General features: G+C 33.3%; 19 protein-coding genes and 1 tRNA gene. 2 read left to right on the top strand and 18 right to left on the bottom strand.

From position 1 onward, the window contains the following. Positions 1–16: 16 nt before the first annotated feature. From FUA24_RS13885 to FUA24_RS13825, 13 genes are all read right to left on the bottom strand, one after another. A complete protein-coding gene (locus tag FUA24_RS13885) occupies positions 17–781 on the bottom strand; it encodes a sulfite exporter TauE/SafE family protein (protein ID WP_148543319.1) in 765 nt (254 codons plus the stop codon). A gap of 6 nt (positions 782–787) precedes the next feature. Beyond that, on the bottom strand, positions 788–1,174 hold the full coding sequence (locus FUA24_RS13880) for a VOC family protein (RefSeq protein WP_148543317.1): 387 nt from the start codon (positions 1,172–1,174) through the stop codon (positions 788–790). Positions 1,175–1,214: 40 nt separating this feature from the next. Then, on the bottom strand, positions 1,215–1,676 hold the full coding sequence (locus tag FUA24_RS13875) for a DUF1801 domain-containing protein (protein WP_148543316.1): 462 nt from the start codon (positions 1,674–1,676) through the stop codon (positions 1,215–1,217). Between the two features lie 9 nt (positions 1,677–1,685). Continuing rightward, positions 1,686–2,057 (bottom strand): VOC family protein, encoded by a 372-nt coding sequence (locus tag FUA24_RS13870; protein ID WP_148543314.1) that lies wholly within the window; start codon positions 2,055–2,057, stop codon positions 1,686–1,688. Between the two features lie 124 nt (positions 2,058–2,181). Next, positions 2,182–3,120 (bottom strand): 2-hydroxyacid dehydrogenase, encoded by a 939-nt coding sequence (locus FUA24_RS13865; protein WP_148543312.1) that lies wholly within the window; start codon positions 3,118–3,120, stop codon positions 2,182–2,184. Positions 3,121–3,218: 98 nt separating this feature from the next. After that, on the bottom strand, positions 3,219–4,589 hold the full coding sequence (mgtE, locus tag FUA24_RS13860; RefSeq protein ID WP_148543309.1) for a magnesium transporter: 1,371 nt from the start codon (positions 4,587–4,589) through the stop codon (positions 3,219–3,221). A gap of 44 nt (positions 4,590–4,633) precedes the next feature. After that, complete coding sequence (gene rsmA / locus FUA24_RS13855) at positions 4,634–5,407, bottom strand: 16S rRNA (adenine(1518)-N(6)/adenine(1519)-N(6))-dimethyltransferase RsmA (protein WP_148543307.1); 774 nt, start codon at positions 5,405–5,407, stop codon at positions 4,634–4,636. Between the two features lie 18 nt (positions 5,408–5,425). Further along, a complete protein-coding gene (locus FUA24_RS13850) occupies positions 5,426–5,878 on the bottom strand; it encodes a GNAT family N-acetyltransferase (protein ID WP_148543305.1) in 453 nt (150 codons plus the stop codon). Between the two features lie 3 nt (positions 5,879–5,881). Then, positions 5,882–6,211 (bottom strand): DUF4286 family protein, encoded by a 330-nt coding sequence (locus FUA24_RS13845; RefSeq protein ID WP_148543302.1) that lies wholly within the window; start codon positions 6,209–6,211, stop codon positions 5,882–5,884. A 75-nt stretch (positions 6,212–6,286) separates the two neighbouring features. Beyond that, positions 6,287–8,062: a tetratricopeptide repeat protein gene (locus FUA24_RS13840; protein WP_148543300.1), complete on the bottom strand. Its 1,776-nt coding sequence runs from the start codon at positions 8,060–8,062 to the stop codon at positions 6,287–6,289. Between the two features lie 483 nt (positions 8,063–8,545). Then, positions 8,546–9,817: a serine--tRNA ligase gene (serS, locus tag FUA24_RS13835; protein WP_148543298.1), complete on the bottom strand. Its 1,272-nt coding sequence runs from the start codon at positions 9,815–9,817 to the stop codon at positions 8,546–8,548. 44 nt (positions 9,818–9,861) lie between these two features. Next, complete coding sequence (locus FUA24_RS13830) at positions 9,862–11,178, bottom strand: HTTM domain-containing protein (RefSeq protein WP_148543296.1); 1,317 nt, start codon at positions 11,176–11,178, stop codon at positions 9,862–9,864. Then, complete coding sequence (locus FUA24_RS13825; RefSeq protein ID WP_148543294.1) at positions 11,171–12,106, bottom strand: bifunctional riboflavin kinase/FAD synthetase; 936 nt, start codon at positions 12,104–12,106, stop codon at positions 11,171–11,173. Before FUA24_RS13825 ends, FUA24_RS13830 begins: the two co-directional genes overlap by 8 nt. Positions 12,107–12,176: 70 nt before the next feature. Here FUA24_RS13825 and FUA24_RS13820 point away from each other — a divergent pair, with 70 nt between their 5' ends. Continuing rightward, positions 12,177–15,620 carry a reprolysin-like metallopeptidase gene (locus tag FUA24_RS13820; protein ID WP_148543293.1) on the top strand — a complete coding sequence of 1,148 codons (3,444 nt, stop codon included), beginning with the start codon at positions 12,177–12,179 and terminating at the stop codon, positions 15,618–15,620. Positions 15,621–15,648: 28 nt separating this feature from the next. On the opposite strand, the gene pth is transcribed toward FUA24_RS13820, so the two are convergent. The 3 genes from pth to FUA24_RS13805 all read right to left on the bottom strand — a co-directional run bounded on the left by pth (position 15,649) and on the right by FUA24_RS13805 (position 17,947). Further along, positions 15,649–16,284, bottom strand: coding sequence for an aminoacyl-tRNA hydrolase (gene pth, locus FUA24_RS13815; protein ID WP_148543291.1), 636 nt, complete (start codon positions 16,282–16,284; stop codon positions 15,649–15,651). Between the two features lie 81 nt (positions 16,285–16,365). Next, a complete protein-coding gene (locus FUA24_RS13810; RefSeq protein WP_148543289.1) occupies positions 16,366–16,980 on the bottom strand; it encodes a 50S ribosomal protein L25/general stress protein Ctc in 615 nt (204 codons plus the stop codon). Positions 16,981–17,005: 25 nt separating this feature from the next. After that, positions 17,006–17,947 carry a ribose-phosphate pyrophosphokinase gene (locus FUA24_RS13805; protein WP_148543287.1) on the bottom strand — a complete coding sequence of 314 codons (942 nt, stop codon included), beginning with the start codon at positions 17,945–17,947 and terminating at the stop codon, positions 17,006–17,008. Positions 17,948–18,090: 143 nt separating this feature from the next. On the opposite strand from FUA24_RS13805, the gene FUA24_RS13800 reads away from it, so the two are divergent. Beyond that, positions 18,091–18,172 (top strand) — tRNA-Leu (locus tag FUA24_RS13800). Positions 18,173–18,331: 159 nt separating this feature from the next. Here the strand turns inward: FUA24_RS13800 and FUA24_RS13795 are convergent. Together FUA24_RS13795 and FUA24_RS13790 are read right to left on the bottom strand one after the other, a co-directional pair. Beyond that, positions 18,332–18,847: a hypothetical protein gene (locus FUA24_RS13795; protein WP_148543285.1), complete on the bottom strand. Its 516-nt coding sequence runs from the start codon at positions 18,845–18,847 to the stop codon at positions 18,332–18,334. Continuing rightward, positions 18,844–19,602, bottom strand: coding sequence for a hypothetical protein (locus FUA24_RS13790; protein WP_148543283.1), 759 nt, complete (start codon positions 19,600–19,602; stop codon positions 18,844–18,846). Before FUA24_RS13790 ends, FUA24_RS13795 begins: the two co-directional genes overlap by 4 nt. Positions 19,603–19,758: the final 156 nt, after the last annotated feature.

The following is a 19,758-nucleotide window of genomic DNA, read 5'->3' as shown; positions in this document are numbered from 1 at the left end:
ATTTAATAACATACCATTAGCGAAAAAGCATAATGAGCCCACCAATAGCAGTTACTATAATAATAAAGCGTCTGTAATTAGAATTCGAAATTAACTTAACAAGTTTGGCTCCAACAAAAAAACCGATAGCTACGGCAGGAAATAAGACCAAATTTAGTACCAGTGTTTCTTTAGAAACTGTTTTCCAAACAAAAAAATGAAAAGGCAACTTAAACACATTAATTATAAAAAACAACCAAGCCGCAGTACCAATAAATTCATTTTTTGGTAAGCGCATTGCCAAAAAATAAATATTAGCTATAGGGCCTGCTAAATTACCTATCATTGTTGTAAAACCAGCAGAAAACCCCATAGAATAAGAGAAGGCTTTGTTTTGAGGAATAGATTTAGATTTTCTACGTTCTAAAAACAACATTATCAAAATTGAGCCAATTATAATAAGTGCCATAACACGTTTAAAAACCACCTCTGAAATAGCATCACCTACCCAAACGCCGACTAAAACACCTAATACCATTGATGGCAATAGCATCTTTATAAACTTCCATTGCGTATGTCTATTATAATAACTAACCGCTAACATATCGGCGCTAATTAACATTGGCAAAAGAACTCCTGTTGAGGCTTTTTCGCCAAAAACAAATGCTAGGATTAGTATTATAATTATACCAATACCTTTTATGCCCGATTTAGATAGGCCCAGTACAAAAGCCGCTAAACCAATAGCTACCCATTTAAAACCCGATAAATTAAAGGACTGAAGTGTATCTATTATGCCCACAGTAGATTATTTAAACGCTGCATCAATAGGTTCCCAAAGTTCAATTTTGTTACCATCGTTATCAAGAATCCATCCAAATTTTCCATATTCATATGATTCAATATCTCCTACAACAGTAACGCCTTCTTCTTTTAAGGTGGCAATTAATTCTTGTAAATTCTCTACCCTGTAATTAAACATAAAGTCTTTTTTTGAAGGCTCATAATATTTCGTATCCTCTTTAAAAGGACTCCACTGCGTAGAACATTCCTTACCTTCACTATCTTTCCACCAGAAGGTACAACCATAGTCATCTGTATTAAAACCAAGGTGTTTTTTATACCAGTCTTTAGTAGCTTGTGGGTCTTTTGTTTTAAAAAACAAACCTCCTATTCCTGTAACTCTATTTTTCATTCCTCTGCCTTGCCCTCTCTAAAGGAAAGGGTCTTTTTTCTTATTTTTTCTTTTTAACGGCAGATTCATAAATATCAATCCACTCTTCACAAGTCATTTTTTTAACTAATTCGGTAATTAAATCAAATGGAATATCATCCATATTTTTAAAACGGATACAACTTTTACCCATATCTAATTTCCGCTTACTGTGCTTAGGATACTCAGCAACAAACCAATCATACAATTCCTTTTTAGCATAAATGCCGCTATGGTATAAGTTTACAGAATTTTTCTGCGAAGCAAAACTCATAAAAGGTAATGGTTCTTTTGGATTACAATGATAGCCATCTGGGTATACCGAATGTGGCACAAAATAGCCTATCATTTTATATTGCATTCCCTCTTTAAAGCCTTTTGGCAAATTATCATTTATAACTTGTCTTAACTTTTTTAAGGTGTCCTGACGATCTTGGGGCACCTGACTTATGTAATCTTCTGGAGAATTAGCTTCGTACTGCATAACTTAATTTTAAACATGCTGATCTAGTAAAATGGCATTCCCATCTGGGTCTAAAAGTACCGCACTGGCAGGACCTGAAGTTCCTTCATCGGCTTCATTTTGCAATTGCACCCCTTTACTTTTCAAATGTTTCTGGATGTCCCTTACATCTGTAAAACCTTCAACTTTATTTGCATTTTCGTCCCATCCAGGATTAAAAGTCATAATGTTATTTTCAAACATTCCTTGAAAAAGCCCAACTAGAGCATTCCCGTTTTTCATAATGAGATATCTTTTTTCAATATCTCCTGCAAAAACAGTAAAACCTAAATGTTCATAAAATTCTTTTGATTTATGAATGTCTTTTACACTTAAACTAATAGAAAACGCGCCTAATGTCATAATTTAAAGTTTATAGAAGTAGAGAATAAAGTAGATATCGGGTCGATGTTAAAGTTAACAAACTTTTCGATATTTACGATAGGGAGTAATCTAAGTACTATTCTAATTATAAACTAAAATCAACCTATGAGCCAAACTTATCTCGTATTTTATCTACAATAGTTTGGGCTAGCTTTTCTTTACTTTCAACAGTCCAACCTGCTACATGTGGAGATAAAATGACATTTTCTGCTTTAATTAAATAGGTAAACGCTTCTGGCATCTCTGAAGAAAATAAACTTTCAAAAGAAGCTTTTTCATATTCCAAAACATCTAATCCCGCTCCTAAAATTTTACCAGATTTTAACGCGGAAACTAAATCTTGAGTAACTACACTCTTCCCTCTTGCGGTATTAATCAACCAAAATGATTTTCTGAAACCGCTTATAAAATCCTTATTAATCATATTAAGCGTTAATGGTGTTTGTGGTGTGTGTAGACTCAACACATCTACCCTTTCTTGAAGTTCTTCTAAAGTTACTTGTTTAGCATTTGCATTGCCAACCCCATCTTTAATATCATAGCACAAAACCTCAACATCAAATCCTCTTAGTTTTTTAGCAAAGGCTTTCCCCATGTTACCGTAACCAATTAATCCTACTGTTTTCCCATCTAGTTCTACACCCCTATTTTCCTCTCGTAACCACTTACCAGAACGCACTTCTAAATCAGCCTTATTCAACTTATTGAATAGAGAAAGAAGCATACCCAAAGCATGTTCTCCCACAGCATTTCTATTGCCTTCTGGAGCCGATATTAGATAAATACCTTTAGATTCGGCATAATCACAATCTATATTTTCTAGTCCTGCCCCAACTCTACCAATGAACTTTAAACTAGTGGCTGCATCCAAAAACTGTTTATCTATGCTAAATCTACTTCGAATAACAATGCCATCATATTCTGAGATTTTAGCTTCAATAGCTTCCTTGGAAGATGAATAATCTTCATGGTTATCGAAACCTAAGTCTTTTAACTGATTAATAAGTAACTCGTGATTGGTATCTAAATGAAGAACTTTCATAGGTTTAAAATAAATCTTTTTAGTGGAAAGAGCATCCGGTTTTTGACTGTTCAAAAATAGATATAATGAGATGCTGAAACAAGTTCAGCAGGACAATGTTAAATGCCAAGAATAAGTTTAGCTATCCAGAAATAAAGTAGAATTCCCAAAATGTCATTACTTGTAGTAATGAAAGGTCCTGTAGCAATAGCAGGATCAATTCCTCTTTTATCTAAAAATAAAGGCACAAAAGTACCAATTAAACCTGCTACAATAATAACGGCAACAAGAGATACAGATATAGCAAAAGCCGTATTTACCTCCCCTTTAGTTACCCAAACAAAAAGGAACAAAAAGAAGGCCAGTATTAGTCCGTTTAAGGCTGCTAAAAGCATTTCTTTAAACAATCTACTATTAATACTTCCTTTTACATCATCATTAGCTAAACCTTGGACTATTATGGCACTGGATTGTACTCCCACATTACCCGCCATAGCCGCAATTAAAGGAGTAAAGAAAAATAATACTTTATAGTGATTAAAAGATTCTTGAAAGCCTTCCATAATAATAAAAGCCCCAATACCACCAATTAATCCCAAAAACAACCAAGGTAAACGTGCTCTGGTAAGTTCTAGAATACTATCATCGGAATCTACATCTTGTGTAATACCAGCCGCTAATTGATAATCTTTTTCAGCTTCTTCTTTAAGTAAATCTACAATATCGTCAATGGTTATTCTTCCAAGCAATTTCTTGTTTTCATCTACCACGGGAATAGCTTCCAAATCATATTTAGCCATAACCTTGGCAACCTCTTCATCCTCTTCATCTACAGTTACATAATCCACATTTGAGATATAGATGTCTGCTATTTTCTGTTCGTTTTTTGCGGTAATAAGATTCTTAAGAGATAATCTACCAATCAGTTTTTCTTCTTTAGTAACTACATAAATAGAGTGCACTCTTGTTACTTCTTCGGCTTGCGCTCTAATTTTTCGAAGGCACCCAGCAACAGTCCATGTTTCATAAACTTTAACCAACTCTTTTGCCATAAGCGCACCTGCAGTTCCATCTTCATAAGTAAGAAGTTCTTTAATTTCTTCTTTATGCTCCTCATCTTCAATTTGCTCAATAACTTCCTGCTGACGCTCTTCGGGTAATTCCTGAATAATATCTACTGCATCATCGGTGTCTAACTCCTCTACCTCCTCGGCAATTTCCTTATCTGAGAGATTTTTTAAAACCTTTTCCCGAATATCTTCATCTAACTCAGTTAGAATATCTGAAGTTGTTTCAGAATCTAATAACTTAATAACATAGATAGCCTGTTCTAGATTTAATTCGTCTAGAATCTCGGCAATATCAGCATAATGAAATTCATCTAGAAGCTCTTTTAAGTCCTTGTTTTTTTGTCCCTCAACAAGCAACTTAACCTGCCCTAAAAGTTCATCTGTTAGCTCAAATTGTATGTTTTCAGTTTCTTCAGACATTAGATTTCTCGTCGCTACGCTCTGTCGAAATGACAAAACACATTTTATTCGTCGTTTTCAATAAGTTGTGTGAGTTCTATAAACTCTTGTACAGATAATTGTTCTGGCCGCTGGCCAAAGATACTATTTGCTTTTAAATTATCTGATAGGTTGAATGTTTTTAAACTGTTACGAAGTGTTTTTCTGCGTTGTTGAAACCCTTGCTTTACCACTTTAAAAAATAGTTTTTCATCGCAGGGCAATGTATAGTCTTCTTTTCTTATTAGTCTTAGTACTCCCGAATCTACTTTTGGTGGTGGATTAAACACCGAAGGCGGCACCGTAAATAAATACTCCGCATCATAAAAAGCCTGAGTTAATACTGAAAGTATACCATAAACTTTATTGCCTTCTTTTGAACAGATACGTTGCGCAACTTCTTTTTGAAACATTCCAGTAAACTCAGGAATTTGCGCTCTCATTTCTAAGGTTTTAAACACGATTTGAGATGAAATATTATACGGAAAGTTTCCCGTAATAGCATAAGGTTCATCATTAAACACTTCGGTTAAGTCGTATTTAAGAAAGTCTTTTTCTAAAATTCTTGGAGCAAGATTTAAATAGTTTGCTTGCAGATATTCAACCGATTCTGTATCTATTTCTATAACATATGTCTCAACATCTTTTTCTAAGAGATATTTAGTAAGCACACCCATTCCTGGACCAATTTCCAAGACTTTTTTATAGCCATTTAACGTAAGTGTATCACCAATTTTTTTGGCAATATTCTCATCCTTTAAAAAATGTTGTCCTAAATGTTTTTTTGCTTTTACTGACACTTAAATGGCTTTTAGTTATTAAAAATGCATTTTCATTCCTTCGTGAGAGGCCACAAAGCCTAAATCCTCGTAAAACTTAATTGCTCTTGGTCTTTGTTTATCACTTGTAAGCTGTAATATTTTAACTTGCTTTTCCTTTGCTCTTTCTATTGCCCATTCAAACATCTTCTTCCCCAAACCAAGGCCTCTTTGGTCATTTCTAACTCTTACAGATTCTACTTGAGCCCTAAGAGCGCCTTTGCGGTTTAAATACTGAATAAATGTAAGTTGTAAAGTTCCAATAATTTCAGCATCTTCATTTTCAACAACAATAAGTTCTTGGTTTTCATCTGCATCAATCTTTTTAAAGGCATTTATATATTCTGATGGTAATGGGTTTTGAAAATTTTCTCTTTGTTTACCCAATTCGTCATCTACAAGCATTTTCACAATGGCGTAAATATCTGACGCTTTAGCCTTTCTAAAAATCATTTGTTAATTAGGGTTCACATTTACAAAATACTCGTCTATCAATTCTAACTCAGTTCTAAAAGCTAGCATTTTATCTGCAAAACGTTTTTGTCCATCTTGCCTTAACCTATCGGCATCCTCACTGTAATAGGCATCCAATGCTTCCCGAGAATAAGCCCTGTATTGGATAGAATACGTAACCCCGCCCATATCTTCTTCAACCAAAACTCTGGTTAAGGTAGCCTTATCAAATTTACCTGTACCCAAAACCTGAGGTATGTGTTCTTTAATCCATATTAACCATTCTTCATGTATGGACTCGTCTATATTTGCTGTTACGTTATATATTATCATAATTATAAATTCCTGAAGTTACATTTGAAACCCCAAAAGTACTACAAATTAGAATTTGTTTTAGAATTTTGGAACTTAGTTTATAGCATCTCCACGTAATGCTCTATATCGCTTTCTAGCCTCAACAAAATAAATACTATCGGCATGATTAAAAATAATTTTCTCGTATAGTTCTTTTGCCTTTTCTGGTTGGCTTAAGTGCTTTTCAAAAATATCGGCTAAATGAAAATAACCGTCATCTACCAAAATACCTTCTCTAAAGTTTTCTATTAGTTGTTCAAAATTGGCTACAGCCTTGTTGTATTCACCTTTTTCTTTAAATAACTGTCCTTGCTTAAATAAGGTTTGTGCAATTATAGGCTCGGTTTTATGATTACTTAAAATATCATTCAGCAGGCCTATAGCCTCTTCTTGTTTATTTTGAAATACTAATAAATCTGCTTTAGCATATAATTTCAAGGCCGTTTGAAGGGAATCTTCATATTTATTATCAGTAATAAGAAGTTTAAGATCTAAAGCATCATTGGCTATTAGTTGAGATGTTGATGATTTTAAAATTTTAAGCTGAGATTCAGCCCATTTAAAATCGCCTTTAAAATAACTGGCTTTTGCTACTTTAAAGCGTGCTTCCTGCGAAATGGTACTATTTTTTAAATTACGTTGAATTTGTGTGTAATAAATTAAAGCTTGATTAAACTTTTCTTGAAGTACTAAAATATCGCCAAGCTCTAATTTAACCTGAGCTTTTTGCGTTCTGGACAGCGGTAATTCTAAAGTTTTTTGTAAAAACTTGGTAGCCTCTTTTGTTTTATCAAAGTAGAATGCTAAAAAATGTCCATAAGCAATCTGCAAATTTAGAGTTTGGGTTACATTCCCATATGTTTCAAATAAGCTTAAATATTTATCATTAATGACACTATAATCTTCTTTGGGAGTTTCTTGAGTTTCAATCTGAATTAAATAGTAATGCGCATCAAGTTTGGTATCCATATCTTGAGCCGTGGTTACTATATAATTAAATATCTCTTTAGAAACATTGTTCTTTTTTTCGTCTAGCGCTATTAACGCCAACTCCTTTATTCGGTCTAAACTTTCTGGTTTTCTATTGAATATGGCTTTTTCCTGAATAAATGCTTTTTTAAAATCTTTCTGTTGAATAAACAACCAACTTAACAATTGATTCCATAATAAATTAGGTTCTTGTTGAAGCTTTTTTAATAGAATTTTTCTAAAAAGACTATTGTTTTCATGATCTCCAGAGTCTCCTAAAAATTCGTTTATTCGTCTTTTTATATCTGGTAAGGCTTGTGGATTATATAAGGTAAAATCCAGATAGCTGCTAAACATTTTTTCAATATGTCCTTGCTCTCCATACAACTGCGCCAATTGAATACTAAAATTATAACTTGGATTTAAAGTCATAGCTGTTTCATAAGCCGTTATTGCTTCATCTAAAAGCGCATGACCTTGAAAACCTCTTGCCACTGCATATACATGACTTGGTCTAGTATTAATAAACCCTAAGGCTTCATTGTAATTGGCTTTTGCTTTTTCTAAGTTTCCTTTTAGTTGATGGTTATAACCAAGTTCAACTAAAAACGCAGGATATGGCTTTCTTGCAATTAACTTTTCTAAAAACTCCTGAGATTCATTGTACCTTTCTAATTGCTGATATGAAGCAACTATTTGATTTATGTACGTGATATTAGTGGAGTTTTTAGCATATAGCTTTTTGTACTCATGAAGTGCTTTTTCATAATCGCCCTTCTTAAAGTAGTCCATTGCCAAACTTGCATCTTGCGCAAATAGGTTAAGAGAAAAGAAAAGGCATATACTAAAAAAGGCTCTCATGTTGTAAATATAACAAATGTACAAGGTTGAATTTGCAAATATTATTATAAAAAATGCCCGAAAAACTTCGGGCACTTTAACCAACCAAAATTAAATGTTTCATTAATAACTACCGCATTTTAAAATACAATAGAATTATAACGATTCAGGAAATTTTATTTTAAATATTTTGACTAAGAATTTTGCGTGTCTACTGATTAGTAACTATTGCAGTATTATTTTCAGTTTTAACAATTTTAAAATCTGAAAACAAAACTTTTCCTGCAAAAAATACCAGTGCAATTAAAATGACAAGTCGCTTAACATTTTTCATGGTTAGTAGGTTAAAAAGATTTGGTGACACTAACTTCTAAAATAAATGACGAACTGCAAAAAAATCGGATGAAAAATCGTTAAAAAACAAAAATAAGTTGCACTTAATCGATATTAAATAACAAAACCCTACATTTCTGTAGGGTTTTACATTTATAAGTCTTCGTTTTATTAATCTATTATTTTAAACCCTGTATATGGCTGTAATACTTCTGGAATAACAATACCGTCTTTAGTCTGGTAATTTTCTAAAATTCCTGCCAATACTCTTGGTAGCGCTAAAGAGCTACCATTTAAGGTATGCGCCAATTGGTTCTTACCATCGCTGTTTTTAAAGCGTAACTTTAAGCGATTAGCCTGAAAGGTTTCAAAATTAGACACTGAAGAAATTTCTAACCATCTGTCTTGAGCTGTTGAAAACAATTCAAAATCATAGGTTAGTGCAGATGTAAATCCTAAATCGCCACCACATAATCTTAAAATTCTATAAGGTAATTTTAACTCTTGCAGTATGGTTTTAACATGAGCCACCATTCCGTCTAGAGCTTCATAAGATTTTGATGGATGTTCAACACGAATAATTTCTACTTTATCAAATTGATGCAATCTATTTAACCCTCTAACATGGGCTCCATAACTACCAGCTTCTCTCCTAAAGCAAGGCGTATAACCTGTAATGGTTACTGGTAATTCAGCTTCATTTAAAACCACATCTCTAAAAATGTTAGTTCCAGGAACCTCTGCTGTTGGTATTAAATATAGGTTGTCTCCTGTTACATGATACATTTGCCCTTCTTTATCAGGCAATTGTCCTGTTCCTAAACCTGACGCTTCATTCACTAAATGTGGTAACTGATATTCTTTATAACCAGCCTCTGTATTTTTGTCTAAAAAGTAGCTTATTAAAGCACGTTGTAACCTTGCGCCTTTACCTTTATAAACAGGAAATCCAGCGCCCGTAATTTTATTACCAAGCTCAAAATCTATAATATCATACTTTTTTGCCAGTTCCCAATGAGGTAATGCGCCATCTTCTAATACAGGAATATCTCCTTCTCTAAAAACTTCTTCGTTATCTTCATCTGTATTTCCTGTTGGCACTATTTCGTTTGGCACATTAGGAATTTTATACAGCAACTCACTTAAAGCATTGGTCTTAGCATTTAAATCTTCTGTAAGTTGTTTTGAAGTTTCTTTTAACTGACCAGTTTTTTCTTTAGTCTTGTTGGCTTTTTCAACTTCCCCGGACTTGAACAACATACCTATCTCTTTTGACAATGCATTAGACTCTGCTAAGGTATTATCTAGTTGCGCTTGAAGGGCTCTGCGCTCTTCATCTAAAACAATGACTTTACTTATATCATCAGTAGCATCAATATTTCTTTTTGCTAATCTTTCGATAATCAAGTCTTTGTTTTCTCTAATAAAAGGTACTTGTAACATGTCTTAAAAATTTGAATGGCAAATTTAGGGAATTACAAACAGAATTATTCTTGTTTTGAAGGTAAAATCCACTCACTATGTTTAAACGTTTCCCAGTCTAAACTAGCAATATCAACTTCGGAATTTATTAAAGGCTGAAATGGCTTTCCGTTAATACTAACCTTACTACTAACATAAACCGACACATCTTGTCCATTGTCTTTAAACTTCTGTTTTAAATGCTGCGCAAACTGCCAAATAAAATCTGGTTTAGAGCTGGCATTACGCTTCTGTTTTCGGGTTAGGTAATCATTTAAGTTTACTATAAAGGATTTACCTGTCTCCTTACTTTTTACCGTGTACGTTGCATGACCTCTGCGAGTTCTTAGCATCATACGCCAGGACAAACGGTGCCCTTCCTCAGTCCAAAGCACATCGCCTTTTATAATATGATGGCGTAATGGTAATAAGACTTGAACTATGAAATACACTCCAAATGCAGAAATCAAAATAGGTTTGTAATTAGGCACTATAACTTCTTCCAAATCATAAAAGGACTTCTTTTTCAAAAATATATTCTGAATAGTCTTAGGCTCAAAAAAGAACAATGAAAATGCCAGTGACATATATGGAAATATCCCTATTTGAAAAATAAAAGAATTAAACAGGTGAAAGAATATAGAAATGAAAAACGCATATTTCCGAGTAGGTTTGTATAGTAATAAAGGTATTATTAGGCCGTCAAATAATATACCGCCATAGGTTAACACTTTATGTAACCACTTATGCTGTAATAAGTCTCCAACCAAAATATAATCTGCTTTAGACTTCATTAAAATCTCAAGTACCGTAAAATCTAACCAATCTGGATACAATTTGGCCACCGAAGCATAGGTGTAAACAATAAAAAGCTGTATTACAAATACCCATTTGCACCATAAAGGCATTGAGTTTCGTTTTATATTAGGGTTTAGTTTTGCATCTATTGATGCATAGGTATTTGCAGGCATAAAAACCATAATACTACTCAATAACATTAGCAAATAGTAATGGTTGTTATAGGATGATTTTTGCATTAAATAGGTGCCAGACCACATAATTGCAAAGGCAAACATACTGAACCTATATTTATAACCTAACATTACAAACAGACCAAAAACACCCATAATAGCATAGTAAAAATACATGCCATTTCCGGGAAGTGGTTGCAACCACTCAAAACCAATAAACGTAAATGTAAACTTTGGATCTATTAATGTTGACTTTACCCAACCTGTTACAATAGCTCCAATTGATTCTAAAAAACATAACAAACCAAAGATGATTCTAAAAACCACTAAGGCAGAGTTATCAATATGTTTAAACAACCATTTGTTAAGCATTGTTATTGGCTATATATGAAAGTGCCGTTTCTTTGTCTTTTTGAAGTTGATCTTTTAAAGCTTCTATAGAATCAAACTTTTGCTCATCTCTTAAGCGCTTTAAAAGCTCTATGGTTACGTCTTCATTGTATATATCTCTCCCAAAATCGAAAAAATGAACTTCAATGGTCTCTTTTATACCTTCAACCGTAGGATTAACACCTATATTCATCATTCCGTAAACGGTTTCTTCATTTATTATTGCTTTTACAATGTAAGAACCTCGTTTAGGAATAAGTTTATAATCTTCTCCAATTTCAATATTAGCTGTTGGATAATTTAATTGTCTGCCTAACCCTCTTCCTTTGGTAACTGTACCATTAAGCATAAAATTATAACCCAAATAAGCATTTGCCTTAAGCACATCTCCTTCCTCTAAAGCCCTTCTTATTTTGGTTGAACTAACCGCAACATCATCAATATCTTGAACAGATATTTCTTCTACATCAAAATTATAAATTTTACCAAAACGTTTAAGGTCTTCTATATCGGCATTTCTGTTTCTTCCAAACCTATGATCATATCCAATAATCACTTTTTTTGCATTAAGTCTATCTACCAATAAGTCTTTAACAAAATCCTCGGCAGATAATCTTGAAAACTCTTTGGTAAACTCCTTTATCAATAAAAAATCTAAACCTACAGACTCTAGAATTTCTCGTCTCTCACTAATCGTATTAATAAGTTTAATATTGGAGTCTTTCTGAAGCACCATTCTTGGATGCGGAAAAAACGTTAGAATAACAGATTTTAAGCCCTCTAACTTCCCTGTATTTACAAGCCTATTTATAATTTTCTTATGCCCGATGTGAACGCCATCAAATGTACCAATAGTGACCACAGTTGGAGCTACAGATTTGTAAGCTTTTATATTCTTTACCCTACTCATTAAATGGGTTAAATTGTTATTTTAATTTAAAAAGGCTAAGTTTGTTATATAAAAATTGCCCCGAAATATTATGAAAGCAAAACTACGTTATGTTTTTTCAATAGCAATGTTTTTAACAGCATTTTCAGCTATTGCTCAGAATTCTTCATGGGAAAAATTAAGGTCTGTTACAAATACCGAAAGCTTATCGAAGCTAGAAATACCAGAATCTAAAGTTCATTTTTTTTCTCTAGATAAAGTAACTTTCAATAAAAATACATCAAAAGCAACATTAAGAACTTCAAAGAATGGGACTAATACTATTATAACCATTCCGGGTATTAACGGTGAATTGGAGCGTTTTAAACTTTACGAAGCTCCTGTTTTTGCTCCCGAACTAGCAGCCAAGTATCCACAGATAAAGTCTTACATTGGTTTAAGTCTTGATAATCCTGGAGCTAGGCTAAGAATGAGTTCGTCTCCTCACGGTATTCAAACCATGATTTCGTATATAGATAAACCAAACGTATTTATGCAACCCGTTGAAAGAGGGTCTAATCAGTATGTTTTATATAATAAGTCGGATAGAAAAAGAATTGCCAAGAGTTTTGGATGTAAAACCTTTGAGCATTTAAATAAAACCTCAAAACAAAGTAGTCACACTCAAAAAGTAAATGAAGGTGGTGCGAACAACCAGACTTTGCAGAAATTCCGAATTGCCATTTCTACAACAGGTGAATATACGGCTTATCATGGCGGTTCTGTTACAGATGCTTTATCCGCTATAAATGCAACACTTACGCGCGTTAATGAAGTATTTGAAACTGATATGGCCGTGACCTTTGAGCTTATTGCTAACAACAATACTATAGTTTACACAGATGCTGGAACAGATCCGTATTCTGATTCTGGAACAGGTGTAAATGGTGCCTGGAGCACCGAACTTCAAAACAACTTAACAAGTACTATTGGTGAAAGCAATTATGACATTGGACACCTTTTAGGGGCTACTGGTGGCGGAGGAAATGCCGGATGTATTGGCTGCGTGTGTACAGATAACCAGAAAGGAAGCGCGTATACCTCACCATCAAATGGAGTTCCTCAAGGAGATTTGTTTGATATTGATTTTGTGGCGCATGAAATCGGTCATCAAATGGGGGCCAATCATACTTGGGCATTTGAAAGTGAAGGAACAGGTGTAAATGCAGAACCAGGCAGTGGAACTACAATTATGGCTTATGCTGGTATAACAGGTGCTAATAATGTAGCTTCTAGTGGAAACGACTATTTTCATTATTTCAGTATAAAACAAATACTTGAAAATCTGGCTACAAAAAGCTGCCAAACTACAGAAGTTATAACAAATAATCCGCCAAGTGCAGACGCTGGAAACAACTATAACATACCTAAAGGGACTCCTTATGTCCTAAAAGGGGCTGCTACAGATCCTGATGGAGGAGACAACTTAACGTATTGTTGGGAACAAATAGATAATGGTATCACTAACTTTTTAAACTTTGGACCAGATTTAACTTCTGGCCCTATGAATAGATCTTTACCTCCTTCTACGTCTCCCGATAGGTATATCCCGAAACTAAGCAGTGTATTAGCTGGTAATGTAGAGCAGACGGACCCAACATTAGGTAGTGATTGGGAAACCGTAGCTAATGTTGGAAGGACGTTAAATTGGGCGCTTACAGTAAGAGATAGATCTCCAAGCAGTCCAACTGGAGGACAATCTAGTTACGATACCATGCAAATTATTGTAGAAGACGTTACTCCTTTTAGTGTTGTAAACCCAGTTACTTGGGCACAGGGAAGCATACAAGACATTCAATGGGTAGTAGGAGAAACAACAAATGGCACTATTAATTGTCAAAATGTAAACATCCTTTTATCTACGGATGGTGGTGCCAATTTTTCAACAGTTATTGCTTCTAATACACCAAACGATGGGTCTTTTAGTTATACCGTTCCAGCCATTGCAGATACGGACCAAGCACGAATTTTAATTGAAGCTGCAGACAATATTTTTTATGATGTATCCGATTTCAATTTCTCTATTGACACGGACCCAGATTTCTTTATTGTAAATGAAAGTCTCGCTCCAATAGAATGTAATGCCACAACCGTAACTTATACTTTTGATTATGTAGTAGCAAATGGTTTTTCTGAAACAACTACTTTTAGTGCTTTAGGACTTCCGGCCGGAGCCACGGCTAGCTTTTCTCCCGAAAACAGTAATGTTACCAGTAATGTTACACTAACCATTAGCAATTTAGGAAGTACACCTCAAGGTGATTATAACTTTACCATTAGAGGAACAGCAGCTTCTATTACAAAAAACAGCACTATTGATTTTCCTTTCTATAATGGCCTATGTTCCTCTGTTGCCAATACTACGTATAATACAAGTACAACGCGTGTTCAGCTTAACACCATTGATAGGTCTTCAGGAAAGCCTTCTGGTTATAGTGACTATACCAATCTTTCTACGGATTTGAATAGGAATGATTCGTATAATTTAACTGTAAATGTAAACACAGACGGTAACTGGACTACGGCTACAAGAGTATGGATAGACTGGAATCAAAACTGTAGTTTTGATGATCCCGGCGAGGAATATAACTTAGGAGATGCTACAAATACAGCGAATGGCTTAACAGGAAATTCCCCAATTTCTATTGTTGTTCCAGGAAATGCTGTTCTTGGCAATACCGTTATGAGAGTTTCAACCAAGTATAAAGACGATGGTATTCCATTTTCTTGTGAAAACGGATTTGATGGTGAGGTAGAAGATTATACAATTAATGTACTAGGAGCTAATACAACATTTGAAACTGAAATAAATCTGGTTGCTTTTAACACAATTAATCAATCATCTGGTAAAACTTCAGAATATACGGATTACACATCAACCCAATCTACCGATGTTAATAGAGATTCAACTTATGAATTAAATGTTAATGTTACCACCGAAAGGGATTTTACAACATCTACAAAAGCATGGATAGATTGGAATCAGAATGGTGTTTTCACGGACCTAGGTGAAGAATATGATTTAGGTGAAGCTACAAATGTTACGAATATCGCAACAGGGAACGCTCCTCTTTCTATTCAAATTCCGTTAGATGCAATTCTTGGAAATACCATAATGAGGGTAGCAACAAATTATGTTGGGAATTTAGGTAATGAAGGCCCTTCTGCTACTAATAATGGTCCGGATGGTGAAACAGAAGACTATATTATTAATGTACTACCAACTATTGAAATTGAACAATCTGGTTTTCAAAATTTAAAGGTATACCCTAACCCCAATAATGGTGAGTTTACAGTTAAGCTAAATGGTTCTCTAACTAGAAATGTAATAGTAGAGGTTTTTGATATTCGAAACAAACTAATCTATAGTAAAACATTTAATGCTACCGGAGATTTTGAAGAAACAACAAGAATTTATTATGCTCAGTCTGGAATGTATTTCGTAAATATATCAGATGGCCTGAAAAAAACAACGCATAAGATTATTATTAGATAATAAAAAAGGAAGCTAAACGCTTCCTTTTTTATTTTCCATTAAAGGTATTCATTGTATTACTAACACCGGCGAGAACAAAAGACTTTATGAGTTCTATAGATTTGTCTAATCGCTCATCAAGCTTACTCATTTCTTCGTCGTTCCATTCACCCAAAACATAGTCTACTTGTCTCCCCTTGCTAAAAGTGTCGCTAATACCAAATCTAAATCGATTATACTTTGATGTATTTAATTTAGCTTGTATATCTTTTAAGCCGTTGTGTCCTCCATCACTCCCTTTAGTTTTTAATCTAATACTTCCAAAAGGTAAGTTTAAATCATCTGTAATAATTAATACATTTTCTAAAGGAATCTTTTCTTTTGTTAACCAATACAAAACAGCTTTCCCACTTAAATTCATATAGGTATTAGGCTTTAGGAAAATAAAAGTTCTCCCTTTTAGCTTATAGGTTGCTAAATCACCTAATTTTTGAGTTTCAAAACTAAAAGCTTCCTTTTTTGCAAAATAGTCTAAGACCTTAAAACCAATATTATGCCGGGTATTTTCATATTTCTCCCCAATATTACCTAAACCAACGATTAGAAATTTCTTCATAGGATTCTCTTCTTCAACATTAAAAGAATTTGCGCTTGTATTAAATAAGTTCCATATAAACTTAAACATGGCTATCTACAATTTTAGTAAAAATAAAAAAGCATTCTAAATAAATCAGAATGCCTTTTCTATTAATTGTAAAAGTCTTTTTTACTCTTGAGCTGCTTCTGCTGCTGGAGCTTCTTCTCCTTCTTCCTCTTCATCAGCATCTGCAACTGCATTTCTAGAAGTTCTTACTTGACAAACAACAGTGTTATCTGGGTGCATGAACTTGTAGTTATCGCTTGGTAAATCTCCAACATACACTTTACCTCCAATTTTTAATGGCGTAATATCCACTTCAATAAAGTCTGGTAAGTTAGCTGGAAGTGCTTTAACACGTAACTTTCTGTTGTTTCTTCTTAAAACACCACCATTTTTAACACCAGCAGAGTTACCTACTAAGTTAACAGGGATAGTTAAAGTAATTTCTTTATCCTCAAATAACTGATAGAAGTCTACATGTAAAATTCTATCTGTTACAGGATGAAATTGAATATCTTGTAATACTGCATTAAAAGTATCACCATTATCTAAAGTAATTACAACTGTATGCGCATTTGGTGTGTACACCAATTTTGAGAATGCTAATTCAGCTGCCGAAAAATGCACTGGATTGTCTCCTCCGTATAATACGCAAGGAACCTGACCAGCATTACGTAAAGCCTTTGTTGCTTTTTTGCCCACGCTTTCTCTTTGAGATCCGTTGATTGTAATCGATTTCATTTTCTATTTAAATTTAATTATTAATTTACATTACAAATGTTGAACTAATAGAATGGTTGTTATGTACTTTCTTCATAACATCTGCGAATAATTCTGCACAACCTAAAACTCTAATTTTATCACTTTCTTGTGTTAAAGGAATAGAGTCTGTTACTATGAGCTCTTCTAATTTAGAATTTTTTAAATTCTCATAAGCCTTACCAGATAAAATTGGATGCGTACAAATTGCTCTTACACTCAATGCACCGCGTTCCATCATTAAATCTGCTGCTTTTGTTAGTGTACCAGCAGTATCTACCATATCATCTACCAATACTACATTCTTACCAGTAACATCACCAATTAATTCCATATGAGAAATCACATTGGCTTTAGCACGTTGCTTATAACAAATAACAACATCACTTTTTAAAGCTTTAGAATAAGAGTATGCCCTTTTAGAACCACCCATATCTGGAGAAGCAATAGTTAAATTATCTAAGTTTAACTTCTGTAAATACGGTAAGAAAATAGTAGATGCAAATAGGTGATCAACTGGTTTTTCAAAAAATCCTTGAATTTGATCTGCGTGCAAATCCATTGTAATAATTCTAGTTGCACCCGCAGTTTCTAACATCTTTGCTACCAATTTAGCCGCAATTGGCACTCTTGGCTTATCTTTTCTATCTTGTCTTGCCCAACCAAAATATGGCATAACCGCTGTTATGTGTCTTGCTGATGCACGTTTAGCAGCATCAATCATTAACAACATTTCCATTAAATTTTGTGGACTTGGATTTGTAGATCCAATTATAAAAATTCTAGCACCACGTATAGACTCTTCGTAAGAAGGTTGAAATTCCCCATCACTATAGGTAGAGGTAATAACGTTACCAAGCTTCTCACCAAAAGCCTTAGCTATTTTTTCACCAAGAACTTTGCTTTGAGTACAAGCAAATATTTTAGCTTCGGTATTTACAATAGGCATAGTTAATGTGTTGTTTTATAGCGCTTAAGCACTAGCTATTTTTAACGAGCTGCAAATTTATACATTTATTTTAACCTATAAAGTATATTGCCTACTATTTTTGGGCTTAATCTAGAAAAAAAAACTATTTTTGCTGTCCACTTGCCAAAGTGGTGGAATTGGTAGACACGTCGGATTCAAAATCCGATGCTTTCGGGCGTGTGGGTTCGAGTCCCACCTTTGGTACTTCATAAGGCTTTACAGGGGTTGTAAAGCCTTTTTTTATTTTAACAAATTTTTTAAAGCGAATTTTTTAACACAATAAAAGGATTAGCTTAACAACTCAATTCTTTGATGAAAATATTGAGGTAATCGATATTAATGAAGAAATTGAATAACCCACCATTAAAGACGTCTATTTCCTACGTGAATAATATTATAATTAGAAGCTCCGGATTTCGACTTGATTTTTGGAGTATTCCGAAGAGTCCTTTTATAATTTTTACCTTTATTTTTAAAATATTTCCTGATATAAAAAGACTCTATTCTGTCGACAGCATTATTATAGTCCAACATCATATCAAAATAAAGGAAATACTCTAATTGCAAAATTAAAGGTAATGTTTCGACTTCGAAATCTCTTCCTAATTCCAATAATATACTTGCAATTAAACCCACATAACATATATCATTATAAGTTAGACATGATATAGGTTGATTATTTCTTTTTACAAAAAAACTAGGAGAGTCTCCTTCAAATTTTTCAAAAGTTTCATCTGGTTCAATCTCTTCTAAAAAAGCTATTAATCCTATTTTATTTAATATTTGAATATAACTTCTACCGTTTTTTTCTAGTACAGGAGTTTTAAAACCATAATTGGCTCCAGACAAATCTAAATATCCCGAAAAAGTGTAGCTCATAATAACTTATTCTCACTTAATAACTCTTCTGTTAAACTATAAAAATTTTCTAAATTACCTATCGAATAATGACCTTGATCCGAATATAAAATTGGTTCAATATTAAGCTCATTAATAAAACTTTCAACTTTAGGATTAACTAAAAGGGTATCAGGAATAATTATGCTTAAAACATTATCAGCAGTCAAACTAACAGAAGAATTATTCTGAATTTCAATAATGGATTTCCTATCATCTACTTTTTGAATTTGCTTGGAATTTATAAGCTCCAAATAAGATTCGACTTCAAAATCTAGAGGGTCTACTTTCGTATCTTTCTTTGGATTCGACAGAAAATAATTTTTATTAGTATCAAAAAAGTAATGTACAATTTTTCTAGTATTATCCATTGAACCGTTTAGTTCAAAATCACTTAAAGTCATCTTAGGATGTAAATAATCCTTAAATAACCCAAAATGGAATGCTCCAGAGTCAAAAGGCATTATTCTTTTAACATCTTCTAAGGCATTTTCTTTTAAAATAAGGCTTATTGGATAAAATGATTTTAATCTAGTATTATATTCATCATTTACTCTGTAAGCGGGTTTTCCGTAAAAAAAATAGACTAAATTCTCTCCCTTATAAACATTACATAATTGAGTATTTATTTCTCTGTCCTTTAAAATACTCCGAAAACTGAATGCATCACAAGAATGAAAAACGGGTAATCTCTTTAGTTTAGAAGGAGTATTGATTCTATTTAAAAATTCTTCCAAAGATTACGAATTAAACTATTTTCGACTAAATATAAAGAAAAAACTTTAAAAATAGCTCTATACTAATTTACAGAAATATCTACACATAGTTTTCATATTAAGTTTACAGTAAATTAAAAAAAAGAAAAAATGGTGTTTTTTTAATTTAATGATTCA

It is taken from the genome of Seonamhaeicola marinus, assembly GCF_008085455.1.
The sequence above is the reverse complement of the archived record's forward strand: the minus strand, read 5'-3'. Positions and strand labels throughout refer to the sequence as shown.